The organism is Neptuniibacter pectenicola, from assembly GCF_001597735.1.
GTDB classification, from domain to species: Bacteria; Pseudomonadota; Gammaproteobacteria; order Pseudomonadales; family Balneatricaceae; genus Neptuniibacter; species Neptuniibacter pectenicola.
Genome location: NZ_LUTS01000002.1, coordinates 338,865 through 351,202 on the forward strand (window position 1 = coordinate 338,865; position 12,338 = coordinate 351,202).

Consider the following 12,338-nt stretch of genomic DNA (forward strand, 5'->3'; position numbering starts at 1 on the left):
ACATCGGAGCTTGCGACGATAGCCCGAAGGGGAATAATCTGACTAGTCCTACCAAATACAAAGAAGCCTCGCGAATGCGGGGCTTTTTGCTATCTGAACTATATCGATGCTGTCCGGTCGTTTTTCCATCTTGCATAAAATCAACTCATTAGTTTAATTTATTGTAAAATAAATCTATTAGTTTATATTTAAGTAAAGTAAATAGATAAGTTGATTTTATATGCGTTTTCCAGAACAGGTTGGTCAAGAGGTTGCTAAATACCGTAAAGCTAAAGTCGGTCCGCAAAATGCGATGCAGGCGCTTACGGGGATGAAGACTCAGCAATATAACCGATTAGAAAATGGAGCGGATGTTCGGCTGTCTACGTTATTTCGTGTGACTGATGCACTCGCGCTTGAAATGGCGCTGGTGCCGCGTGAACGTATGTTGTTGGTGGATATGATTCTTAATGCTTCTGAAGCGCAGTTGGAAACTTACAAGCAATTTATGCTTCAGCAACTTCAGTATGAAGAGGATCCATCGAAGGCTTTATCATCAGCAACAGGGATAAATGCATTAATGCAGGAACTTTCAGATGAGTGATAAACGCCATGAGAGGGTGGCTGCCCTGAGTATTACTCTCCATGGTACACAGGTGGGTATATTAGTTAATTACGCTAATTCAAAAAATATTTTGGTATTTTCGCCTGAATATCAAAAGCTTCATCCCGCCTTAAAGCCTACCGTTTCCCTTGCGCAGATAGATGCCCCGCAATTCCTTGCGAACCCTCAAATGACATCAATTCGCTTGCCCCCTGTTTTATCGAATTTATTACCTGAGGGAGCATTAAGAAAATGGATGGCGCAGGGGGTTAAAGTCAGCGAGGAGAATGAGTTTCCTTTACTGGCGTATGTTGGGGACAATCTACCGGGTGCGATTAGGGCTATTCCACTGGCTGCGAATGAGGTGCCGCCTTGGGCGCTTATTAACCGTGAACAGGCTGAGCCTATACTGATGGATCTTGGCGCGAAGTCTCGTCAGTTTTCCCTTGCGGGTGTGCAGATCAAGTTTTCATCGGCCTATAAAGATGGGCGTTATAACATCGATTCGGGGATTGAGGGAGATAATTGGATTATAAAAACGCCCTCGACGATTCACCTCTATGTGCCCGAAAATGAATACACCGTTATGCGGTTGGCTGAATCTATAGGTGTCGATATACCAGAGATTAAATTAGTGGAGCTTGCTGATTTGAACGGGCTACCGGATATAGCGCTCCCGAATGAATCATATGCTTACGCCATTAAACGCTTTGATCGAACGGAGCAGGGTAGAGTACATACGGAAGATTTTGCTCAGATTTTCAATCTATATGCCAGTGATAAATATGATAAGGCTAATTATGAAATGATAGGCCGAACGCTGTTTAAATATTCAAGTATTCGTGATGTTCAGCAGTTGGCGGTTCGTCTTTTAGCAAATATTTTATTGGGCAACGGTGATGCTCATACAAAGAATTTCTCTGTAATTTATCCAGACCATATTAACCCTGAATTATCACCCGCATACGATATTGTGTTCACTGCTGCATACATTCAGGGAGAGCGAAAAACTGGGTTGAATATGGCGAAAGAGAAAGATTGGTATCGACTATCACTCGCTCATTTTGAGGTGTGGTCGAATAGAATCGGTGTGCCGTGGATCGCGGTTAGAGAGTCGTTGTATCATGCAATCGAAAAATCTAAGCTATGGCCTGAGTTATTGACGGATTTACCTATGCATGAAGCTCATAAACAACGTTTGAGGGCGCATTGGGCGAAACTTCAGGATGATTTTAAGCTGTAAACGTGATCTCCCTCTTTCTGTTTTTCTAGGGTTATATTGATGTAAAAACCGCTATGATGGCGGTTTTTTTATGTGTATAGATTAGCGTTTAAACCAGACCTTTTTTAAAGGTTTAGTGCTCTTTTAGTGTGCGGACTTCGTCTGTCACTTTTGTTGCTAGGCTGCGAAGGTGTAGGTCCCGTTGTGGAAAGGGAATCTCTATTTTGTATTTTCTAAAGGCATCGTCAATCGCCCATAAGTAATCAGACATGATGGCGGTAGGGCGTTTGACTTGATCGGCTGTTACCCAAACGCCTAGAGTAAAATCTAAGCTGCTATCGCCGAAGCCGGTCATCCATACGATAGGTTCTTTTCCTTTGAGTGTTAGGGTGTAAGGGACGACCGCCGCGGCCTCTAACATCGCTTGTTTGACTAGGTCTTTATCGCTGCCATAAGCAACGCCCACAGGGATACGAAAGCGGCGGATGGATTCTTCTAGGGTCCAGTTGATCACGTTACTGTTGGTGAGGTCGGCGTTGGGGATCAGGATATCAACATTATCATTTGTGCGGATGAGTGTTGCTCGCATGTGGATCTCCATCACTTCACCGGTGATCCCCGTGTCTAGCTCAATAAAGTCGCCGACTTTTAGGCTGCGTTCAAGCATGATCGCGACCCCAGAGACAAAGTTGTTGACGATTCCCTGTAGCCCTAACCCGATACCTATACCTAATGCACTGGCAATGAGTGCTAGTTTACTAATATCAATGCCTAACGAGGCAACTGCCATCAGTAAGCCCGCCACGATAATGACGTAATGGGCTAAGCGTACAATGATGTACATCTGGTCGTGGGAGAGAACAGCTCTGGTTTTGGCGAGGTATTTGAACCACTTTTTAACAAAGGAGGCGATAACAAAGGTTAAGATAATGATGGTGATACAGATCACCAGTTGATTGGCGAGTAACTGGTACTCGCCGACATTCAGCAGTGGATAATTCCAAAATTCAGTCATTTTTAATAGCCCTTGCTGATAACGGTTGAGCCGAAGTTAGATCCATTTTTTACGCTTAAAGAGTACGATCAGTGAAACGGATATGAAGAGCATACTGCTAAGTAGAATGTAGTAAGCGTTAGGGTGGTGTAATTCTGGGATATTTTCAAAGTTCATCCCGTATAACCCTGCTAAGAAGCTTAAGGGTACAAAAATAGCGGTAATAACGGTCAGCACCCGCATAGACACATTCTGTTGATGTGAGCTTATGGAGATGTAGCCTTCGACCATATCAGAGCACATCTCATAATACAGGCAGGATAAGCTGTAGATCCGTTCAAAACGTTCATAAACATCGGTGAGGTAGTGTTCATGTTTTGACAGTTGAATAAAGGATTCACTGTTATCGTTTGCGTGGGAGCAAAACTCTGCAAACATCTGCTGGTGGTAATTAAAGATACGTTTTAGGCGAAGCAGTTTTATACGGTAACCCGCTAATGCGGCCATATGTTTTTCGCCTTCACCGGCCAATAGCGCGTCTTCCTGTCGTCCTAAGACGTCTTCAAATTCCAGCATATTGGATAGGTAGGTATCGGATGAACGATGCATGATCTTTAGGGCCAGAAGCATCGGCTCTTCTACGTATTCTGGCAACTCATCAGCCAGCAGAATCTGACTAATCCCCATCGAATGCTCAGGGTGTACCGTTACAAGGTAGCGATCATTGATAAAAAAGCCGATCTGTTGGTGGTCGTATTCCAGTTCATTAATGACTTCGGAAATACCACGGTACAGGATAAAGGTCTGATGTTGGAAAAGCTCTATTTTGGGGGGGTGGCGTGTTCGCAGTACATCTTTAACCGCAAGCGCATTGCAGTTTAAAGAGGCGAGTAGCTCGCCCACCCGGTGTTGATCCATGTCGCTATATTGGATATCAATCCAAATAAAGCTCGATGGGTCATCTAGCCATGCGGCGATCTGGTCATCATTACCGATGCTCATCGCATGACCTTTTCTTTTCCAATATGTTGTAACCATTTAACCGGCGATCCTGTGTTTATCGATTAAGTTCATCAGATAGATCTTCTTGGAACTCATCAACTTTAGCTTCAATCTCTTCAATGTCACCAAAACGAGCAATGTGGTAAAGCGCATCACCTTCGTTGACGAGAGGGAGGTTGGTTTTGCCAATAATAATTCCGCTATAGGGGGAGGTGATTTGTGCTTCTTTTTCCCCAAAGGGATCAGATACAACACCGAGTAGGGTGCCTTTGCTTACACGGCCGCCTAAGGGGATAAGTGCACGTAAAATACCGCTGTCTGAGGCTCTTACCCATGAGCTAGAGCGGGCAACAACCGGTTCTTTATACGATTTGCTGGTGCCACGGGAGGGCGGAAGCATACCTAATGAACGCATGACATTCACAATCCCTTTAACACCGGCTCTAATCGCCATCTCGTCAAAACGTAGTGCTTCACCTGCCTCATATAAAAGCATAGGTATGCCATGTTCGGCGGCGGCTTCCCTAAGTGACCCGTCCCGTAGGTTAGAGGAGATGATCACTGGAACATTAAAGGCCCGTGCGAGTCGCTCGGTCTCCTCATCATCCAGGTTGGCACGAATTTGAGGCAGGTTTGTACGATGTACTGCGCCCGTATGAAGGTCGATGCCGTGGGTACTTTGACAGACAATCTCTTCCATAAAAAGGTGCGCAATACGTGCAGCCAGTGAGCCTTTTTCGCTACCGGGAAAGGAGCGGTTGAGGTCGCGGCGGTCGGGTAGGTAACGGGAGTGGCTAAGTAAGCCATGTACGTTAACGATAGGCACTGCGATCAATGTACCTTTAAGACGCTTGAGCGCCGGCAACGTTAATACACGCCGAATAATCTCAACGCCATTAATCTCATCCCCATGAATAGCGGCACTGAGAAACAGCCTAGGTCCACCCCGTTTGCCGTTGACCACGTGAACGGGGATTGTCATGGGTGTATGGGTATATAGCCGCCCGGCAGGCAGTTCAATCGTTGTTCGCGTGCCGGGGGCGACATGTGTTCCGTTAATTGTGAATGTGGTATCTGCCATAGGGATTAACCTTTACCCCGTGTTTTTGTACGGTGCGGCTTAGCATTTTTTTCAATAAATTCGATGATCATGCCAGCTATATCTTTGCCGGTTGCCGCTTCAATACCTTCTAGTCCAGGTGATGAGTTAACTTCCATCACTAAAGGCCCGCGCTCAGAGCGTAATAGATCAACCCCTGCCACATTAAGCCCCATGATTTTGGCAGCATTGACTGCGGTGGCACGTTCAGCCGGTGATATTCTAATCAGTGAGGCACTACCACCACGGTGGAGGTTAGAACGAAATTCACCTTCCATCGCTTGGCGTTTCATGGCTGCAACAACTTTATCGCCAATCACTAAACAGCGAATATCGGCACCGCCCGCTTCTTTAATATATTCCTGTACCATGATGTTAACTTTTAAACCCATAAACGCTTCTAATACACTTTCAGCCGCTTTTTGGGTTTCGGCTAATACAACCCCAATACCTTGGGTACCTTCAAGCAATTTGATAACAAGGGGCGCGCCGCCCACCATTTTAATCAAATCGCCGATATCATCAGGGTTGTTGGCAAAGCCGGTGAAGGGCATGCCTACGCCTTTGCGTGAGAGTAGCTGCATGGTGCGAAGCTTATCTCTCGAGCGTGAGATTGCGACCGATTCGTTTAACGGGTAAGACCCCATCATTTCAAACTGACGTAAAACCGCCGTACCATAAAAGGTGATGGAGGCACCAATACGGGGGATGACCGCATCAAAATTAGGCAGTGGCTCACCTTTAAAGTGAGCTTGTGGTTTATTGGATGCAATATCCATATAGGTTCTTAATGCATCAACTACCATCGGTGTGTGGCCGCGTTGCTCGCAGGCTTCAACTAAGCGGCGAGTCGAGTATAGCTTTCGGTTACGTGAAAGGATGGCGATATTCATTTTTCGGCCTTTTGGGGTGAGTTATCTATAATGTCGTCAGGCCCACCTAATAAAAATGTTGCGGCAGGGTCAACGATGAGTCGTCCGTCAATTGCAGAGTGACCTAGGAGTAAGCGGAACGTCATGTCATCCATATTGGTGATGACAAGCTCGACAGGCCATTGTTGTTGCCCCATCTGTATGGTTGTGCGGATTAAGTAATCATTATCCGGATCGCCGTGTTTATTTGTACCTTCATATTTACCAAGGATCGGCGCTTCGCACATGATGGCGTCGGAGTGATCGTTTTGTTTTGGATGAATGCAAAAGCGAACATACACTTGCTCATCTCGCTCAAACTCTTCTGTCATAAAGGCGTGTAGAGTCGATGTTTGTCTGCCGGAATCTATTTTTGTTTGTAACGGTGGTAAGCCAAGTTCGGGCAGTAGGGCCCATTCTTGCCAACCTGTTGCAATGCGTTCTTTACCCATAGTGCATACCTATTAATCGATTAACCTAATTTTCCGTTGGCGTGCTAGTAAAGTAAAAATGCAGAAGAGTTTAGGCTATTTTTACATCTCTTCTTTTACCAAGGAACATAGGGCATTGCACCACATTTCAGTGCGCTCCCCCCATTTAGTTCTGTTTGGCCTTTGGCTGGGGTTAAACGGTGTGTAGACGCCGAAAAAAAGCCCTATGTTAACTTTAGGTAGGGATCCCTATTTTGTCGACTAATCGGGGTGGCTCTGCACTGTTTATTGCAGATAACAGCCTAATTATATGCGCGATCTAGTTGTGTTCGCTATACTTAACAGATGTCTCTTTACTGCCAGTGTGCTTATGTTGCGGTTGTTTGTTTTTATGCGTTATTTATTACGTTGCCTCTGTTTATGGTGCGTTATGTTTGTGCCTGCGTCTTTTGCCGAGCATATTTCAATTGCGGCCGATCGTTGGTGTCCTTTTAACTGTGAAGCGGGGTCGGAACTGCCGGGGTTTATGGTAGAAGTGGCCGAGCGGGTGTTTTCTAAACATGGTTATGAGGTTGAATATATTGAGATGAACTGGTCTCGGGCTATTCAAGAAGCACGTAAGGGTGAAGTTAACGCTATTATGGGGGGCTTTAAGAGTGATGCTCCCGACTTTGTTTATCCTAAAGAGGAGCTTGCTGTTTTAGAGAATAGGTTCTTTGTGCGTAAAGAGAGCGATTGGGTCTATAAAGGAATCGATTCCCTTAAAACCGTACAGCTAGGTGCCATTCTTGGGTATGACTATGGCAATGAGTTAAGGGCATATATTCAAGAAAGCGGTGCGGAAGAGGTGACTATACTTAACGGTGATTATCACCCCCTCTCCCATGGTATTAAACTGCTCAAGCGGCATCGTATTGATGTGCTGATCGAAACAGGCCCCGTGTTTTGGTATAACGCTAAAAAGCTTGGATTAGCGGATGAATTTAAGGTGGTTGGCCTCACCAAAAAAGCCGCCCCCGCGTATATCGCTTTTTCTCCTGCGCTTGAGGATTCTTCGCGCTATGCCCAGATACTTTCTGAAGGGATAAGAGGATTAAGAGCCTCGGGAGAGCTGGCGAGTATCTTAGCTAAATATGGTTTAGAGGACTGGAAATAACCACCGGTTTCTAAATCACTAAAGCTAAAGGGTAAAGGGTAAAGGGTAAATGCTTTTGAGTGGTTTAATCGGTTATTACTCCTCACCTAAAAATCCCCCCGTTTGATGGGCCCATAACTGAGCGTAGATGCCTTTTTTCTGGATGAGCGCCTGATGGGTTCCCTGTTCCACTATTTCACCTTTATCAAGTACAACCAGCCGATCCAAGGCTGCAATTGTGGAAAGGCGGTGGGCAATCGCAATAACGGTTTTGTTCTCCATTAAACTATATAAGCTTGCTTGGATAGCGGCTTCCACCTCTGAATCTAATGCTGAGGTGGCTTCATCCAAAATAAGGATCGGCGCATCCTTGAGTAATACACGGGCTATGGCGACACGCTGACGTTGCCCGCCGGACAGTTTAACGCCTCGTTCACCCACATGGGCATCATAGCCTTTACGACCGGCTTGGTCGGTTAAGCCTAAAATAAATTCATGGGCTTGGGCTTTTTTCGCCGCACTAATCATCTCCTCTTCGGTTGCATCAGGGCGGCCGTATAATAGATTTTCACGTACTGAACGGTGGAGTAAGGCGGTATCTTGGGTCACCATACCAATATGGGCACGAAGGGAATCTTGGGTTGTTTCGCGGATATCTTGTCCATCTATTTTTACTGCGCCACGCTCTACATCAAAAAAGCGCATAAGTAGGTTAACGATGGTGGATTTTCCTGCGCCAGAGCGGCCGACGAGGCCTATTTTTTCACCCGGTTTGATGGATAGGTTCAGCTGCTTAATGACGGTTTTCTCTTCGCCATAGTTAAAACCAACCTCCTCAAACTGGATCGCACCTTTTGACACAGTAATCGGTTTGGCGCTGGGATTATCTTGAATCTGGAGCGGTTTTGATAGGGTTTCCATACCATCAGCAACGGTGCCAATATTCTCAAACAGAGCGCTAACCTCCCACATGATCCAGTGGGCCATACCGTTGAGGCGTAAGGCTAAGGCAATAGAGATAGCGATGGCGCCTACCGAAACCGCATTCTCAAGCCAAAGCCAGATGGACAAAGTGGCGACGGAGAAGGAGAGCAGGTAGTTGATGCACTGCACGCTTATATTTAAGCCGGTGCCAAGGCGCATCTGTTTGTGTACGGTTTCTAAAAAGGTATCCATACCTTCTTTTGCATACTCCGCTTCACGTTGGGTATGTGAGAACAGCTTGATCGTTGCAATATTGGCGTAGGAATCAACAATCCGTCCAGTCATGGTTGAACGGGCATTGGCTTGTTCGGTGGCGATTTTTTTAAGGCGAGGGACAAAGTAAATTTGAATCCCTATATAAAACCCTAACCAGACCGCCATCGGTAAGGTGAGTCGCCAATCGGATTGAGCAACTAACACCAGCATGGCAAAGAAGTAGACGACAACGAACATCATGACATCGAGCAGTTTCATGACGGCTTCACGCACAGAGAGTGCGGTTTGCATGACTTTGGTTGAGATTCGCCCGGCAAAATCATCGGCATAAAAAGAAACGCTTTGCTTTAAAAGATAGCGATGGGCTAGCCAGCGTATAGACATGGGGTAATTACCCAATAAGGTTTGGTGGGTAATTAATGAGTGGAGTAAGCCAGCAATGGGGAGGGCAACCAGTGGCACTAAACTCATTAGGAGTAGTTGGTCGGCTTCTTGGGCTAGAAAAGTTGCACGATCTTTAGTGGATAACCAATCCACAAGCTGCCCCATAAAGCCAAACAGGGTGACTTCTAATATAGCAACGGTGGCCGTGAGTAGGGACATAAATAACAGCGGCCATTCTGCCCCCTTTGTGTAGTGGCGACAAAATGCATAAAGCCCTTTAGGTGGCTGACGAGGTTCGGCAGGGGGAAAAGCGGGAATAAGCTTTTCAAAAAATGAAAACATAACTCTCTCTAATCGTAAAAGGGCGGTGTGTCGGTTATCGCTTAAAACAGGTCTTGTTGTGTATTTAATACGTCTACGCTGTCACCGAGTTTGATCTCACCGGATTTAATGATTTTACAGCATAAACCGCCATGACCTAGCATGGCGCTGACGCCGCCATGGCCTAATACGGCTTCCATTCTTGAGCAGGGATGACATAAGGCAGAGGCTTCAAAAATGGCATCCCCTATGCGAAATTGTTGGTATCTTAACGCATTAAGATTGATCCCTGATACTACCAAATTTCTGCGTAATAGCGCGGGCGCTATACTGTTTTTGTTGCAGTAGTGGGCTATCTGCTGAATAAACTCTTCAGAGATAAGAGTGACTTGTCGTGCTGAGTCCGGTGTCTTAATACAGCGGTGATCACCTTCTAACCCTTTATGTTTGATCGCCATCACCTTATCAAGCGCAATCAGCGGTTGTTTCTTTTCCGGGCGCACACCGATCCATTTAAGAGTGCCTGAGGGTAGGGTTATTGCGTACCGTAAAAATAAACGGTGCAGGCTCATAAACTCATTATCCTTATTCCCACTCTTGTTTGGCGTCTACATAGATCTGTTGGTCATGTTCTGTGATTAAAAGTTCAATGGGCTGGCAGCACACTTCACAATCTTGGATCATCTGTTGGTCAATATCATAGGCGGGGTCAACCTCTATGCTATTAGGTGCCATACAGTATGGGCATCCGAAGGATAGGAACATTACACCTCTTTGTAGCGGATTCTGGATATGTGGTTGCTTATCGTGACGATAAAAGCAGCGTAGTTCACAGGGTATTATGGTCTGGGTTTTCTGATTATGGAAATGCTGTGTGTATTAAGTTCGCTAAGAGGGGCCGGTTAGTGGGCTTCATTTAGTAATCCGGATTAATGACCGCGTCTATTACCTCGAAGGGGCTGGCGTGGTTTTCGTGCGCGATATCGTTCAAGCTAAGTTCTACTGAGCTGACCGAGTAATGGGCGATCTCTAAATCGACCAGTAATTGTTCTATGGTGCGGTTTTCAAACGCGGCGATCTGTTCTAACGATTTGTCAGAATAGTGCTCGACCAGTTGCTTAGTGGGCTGTGCTTTTTTATCCGGTGCTGTTAAGGCGATAGCACTGCTGGCCAGTAGAATACCGATGATCACGGTTATGCCCGATTTTTTGGTGAAGTAGCGTTTAAAGGCGCGCCAGTGAAATTGAATATGCAGTAATACGCCCACGGCCATTACAAGACCAATCCACTCATGCATCAGTTTGACCAGATCTTTTTCCAGGTGGAAAAACATCATAATGCCACTCACAGTAATGACTAAGCCGCTGGCCATAATCATGGGTGTTGAAAAGTTACGGTGGTTGTATTTCATAACAGCAGTCCGATACGTTAGTGCTCTTTATCGAAAGTATGCTGCGGGAGAGCGTTAAATAGGGTTTATAAACTGTAAAGAAAAGTAAACGGGCGAGGGAAGAGCTAAAAAAGGGCGCTGAGCGCCCTTTGTTATTATTTTTGTGCTATCGCCCGGTTAATAGGCGGCAGTTACACTAAATTCTACTAGAATCTCTGGGCGAGCCATACGGGCTTCAACGCAGGCGCGTGCAGGCTTTTCACTGTCAGCGACCCATGCATCCCAGACGGCATTCATGGCTGCAAAGTCTTTCATGTCACGAATGTAAATAGTGACAGATAAGAGTTGATTGCGGTGGCTCCCTGCTTTCTCAAGTAGGGCGTCGATCTTATCTAGGCAGCGTTGTGTTTGTTCTGCAATATCCCACTGTGCTTCGCCAGCCGTTTGGCCACAAAGGTAAACGGTATTGTTATGCTTAACGATACGGCTCATGCGTTCGGTAGACTCAATGCGTTCGATGCTCATCGGTGTTTCCTTAACTATATTTTTTATGTACGCGGCGAGTAATACCGGTAAACAAGGTGTAGGGAATAGTGTCGCAATAGGCAGCGACTTCAGCGGCGGGCAGGTTCTCTCCCCAGAGCTCGACATAGCTGCCTACGTTTGCATCAGGAATGTCAGTGAGGTCTACCGCTAACATATCCATAGATACGCGCCCAATAATTTGGCTTTTATGCCCGTCAACGAGGACCGGTGTCCCATTTTTAGCGTGACGAGGGTAACCATCGGCATATCCCATGGCGACGGTGCCTACGCGAGTAGGTCTGTCACAGACCCATGTTGCGCTGTAGCCTACGCTCTCACCCGGCTGGATCTCGCGTACCGCAATGACTTCTGAGCTTAATGTCATCGCTGGCTTGAGTTGATCCGCTAACGGATGGGCACCCGCAAAAGGGGTTGCACCGTAAAGGATAATACCTGGGCGCTGCCAATCTCTGCGTGCGTTCGCATGCTCAAGTGTTCCGGCTGAGTTAGCCATACTGATAGGGGCGTTAAGTTCAGCGGCCAGTGTATCTAAGAGATTAATCTGTTCTGCGGTGGTGCTAAGTTCTGGCTCATCCGCGGCAGAAAAGTGGCTCATTAAGACAACATGTTCAACTTGAGGTAACGCAGATAGTTTAGTGAACGCAGCTTTATATTCGCTGGGTGCAATGCCTAAACGATGCATGCCGTTATCTAGCTTTAACCACGCGGTGATTGGCTTGTTAAGTTGAGTGTTAGCTATAATGTCTATCTGTTCTGCGCTGTGGACGGCACACCATAAATCAAGGTCGCTGATGATGGGGAGTTCATCCGGGGTGAAAAAGCCTTCCAGTAGTAAAATGGGTAAACGAATACCCGCTTCCCTAAGTTCAACGGCTTCCTCTATGCAAGCAACGCCAAACCCATCAACATCCTTGCTGAGCGCGTTGGCAACTTCAACGGCGCCGTGGCCATAAGCATTGGCCTTAATAATGGCTAATGCACCCTGTTCAGGGGCAACCGATTTTGCCAAAAGGTAGTTGTGACGAATCGCGTCTAAGTGAATTGTAGCGGTGGCTGCACGTGCCATGATGACTCCTAATCAACGGTACTATTGGTGATTAAAACAGGGGTGTAATTATAG

Annotated in this window: 14 protein-coding genes; 3 read left to right on the forward strand and 11 right to left on the reverse strand. The window is 46.3% G+C overall.

The features are described 5' to 3' along the window. Positions 1-220 precede the first annotated feature (220 nt). Both A3773_RS04115 and A3773_RS04120 read left to right on the forward strand, forming a co-directional pair. Positions 221-583 (forward strand): hypothetical protein, encoded by a 363-nt coding sequence (locus A3773_RS04115; protein ID WP_067983365.1) that lies wholly within the window; start codon positions 221-223, stop codon positions 581-583. Next, positions 576-1,826, forward strand: coding sequence for a type II toxin-antitoxin system HipA family toxin (locus A3773_RS04120; RefSeq protein WP_067983368.1), 1,251 nt, complete (start codon positions 576-578; stop codon positions 1,824-1,826). The genes A3773_RS04115 and A3773_RS04120 overlap by 8 nt, the downstream gene beginning before the upstream one ends. 112 nt (positions 1,827-1,938) lie before the next feature. Here the strand turns inward: A3773_RS04120 and A3773_RS04125 are convergent, their stop codons facing one another. Genes A3773_RS04125 through A3773_RS04145 form a run of 5 tightly spaced genes read right to left on the reverse strand, consistent with a single transcriptional unit; the run spans position 1,939 to position 6,263 of the window. Continuing rightward, on the reverse strand, positions 1,939-2,820 hold the full coding sequence (locus tag A3773_RS04125) for a mechanosensitive ion channel family protein (RefSeq protein ID WP_067983370.1): 882 nt from the start codon (positions 2,818-2,820) through the stop codon (positions 1,939-1,941). Between the two features lie 36 nt (positions 2,821-2,856). After that, positions 2,857-3,837 carry a magnesium transporter CorA family protein gene (locus tag A3773_RS04130; protein WP_067983373.1) on the reverse strand — a complete coding sequence of 327 codons (981 nt, stop codon included), beginning with the start codon at positions 3,835-3,837 and terminating at the stop codon, positions 2,857-2,859. Positions 3,838-3,856: 19 nt separating this feature from the next. Continuing rightward, the gene (locus A3773_RS04135) at positions 3,857-4,882 is read right to left on the reverse strand and encodes a succinylglutamate desuccinylase/aspartoacylase family protein (protein ID WP_067983376.1); all 1,026 of its coding nucleotides are present in this window, start codon (positions 4,880-4,882) and stop codon (positions 3,857-3,859) included. Between the two features lie 5 nt (positions 4,883-4,887). Beyond that, positions 4,888-5,793 (reverse strand): 30S ribosomal protein S6--L-glutamate ligase, encoded by a 906-nt coding sequence (gene rimK / locus A3773_RS04140; RefSeq protein ID WP_067983377.1) that lies wholly within the window; start codon positions 5,791-5,793, stop codon positions 4,888-4,890. Continuing rightward, positions 5,790-6,263, reverse strand: a complete 474-nt coding sequence (locus A3773_RS04145; protein WP_067983380.1) for an ATP-dependent zinc protease family protein — start codon at positions 6,261-6,263, stop codon at positions 5,790-5,792. The genes rimK and A3773_RS04145 overlap by 4 nt, the downstream gene beginning before the upstream one ends. Positions 6,264-6,678: 415 nt before the next feature. Between A3773_RS04145 and A3773_RS04150 the strand changes: the two genes are divergently transcribed. After that, positions 6,679-7,398, forward strand: a complete 720-nt coding sequence (locus tag A3773_RS04150) for a substrate-binding periplasmic protein (RefSeq protein ID WP_231902139.1) — start codon at positions 6,679-6,681, stop codon at positions 7,396-7,398. A 75-nt stretch (positions 7,399-7,473) separates the two neighbouring features. Here A3773_RS04150 and A3773_RS04155 read toward each other — a convergent pair whose 3' ends face one another. From A3773_RS04155 to alr, 6 genes are all read right to left on the reverse strand, one after another. Then, the gene (locus tag A3773_RS04155; RefSeq protein ID WP_067983384.1) at positions 7,474-9,303 is read right to left on the reverse strand and encodes an ABC transporter ATP-binding protein; all 1,830 of its coding nucleotides are present in this window, start codon (positions 9,301-9,303) and stop codon (positions 7,474-7,476) included. A 41-nt stretch (positions 9,304-9,344) separates the two neighbouring features. Next, complete coding sequence (locus tag A3773_RS04160) at positions 9,345-9,854, reverse strand: MOSC domain-containing protein (RefSeq protein WP_067983386.1); 510 nt, start codon at positions 9,852-9,854, stop codon at positions 9,345-9,347. Between the two features lie 13 nt (positions 9,855-9,867). Further along, positions 9,868-10,017, reverse strand: coding sequence for a zinc ribbon domain-containing protein (locus A3773_RS04165; RefSeq protein WP_231902140.1), 150 nt, complete (start codon positions 10,015-10,017; stop codon positions 9,868-9,870). 181 nt (positions 10,018-10,198) lie between these two features. After that, positions 10,199-10,693: a DUF4405 domain-containing protein gene (locus tag A3773_RS04170; protein WP_067983390.1), complete on the reverse strand. Its 495-nt coding sequence runs from the start codon at positions 10,691-10,693 to the stop codon at positions 10,199-10,201. A gap of 156 nt (positions 10,694-10,849) precedes the next feature. Then, positions 10,850-11,197, reverse strand: a complete 348-nt coding sequence (locus tag A3773_RS04175) for a RidA family protein (protein ID WP_067983392.1) — start codon at positions 11,195-11,197, stop codon at positions 10,850-10,852. Between the two features lie 10 nt (positions 11,198-11,207). After that, a complete protein-coding gene (gene alr / locus A3773_RS04180; protein ID WP_067983394.1) occupies positions 11,208-12,284 on the reverse strand; it encodes an alanine racemase in 1,077 nt (358 codons plus the stop codon). Positions 12,285-12,338 lie beyond the last annotated feature (54 nt).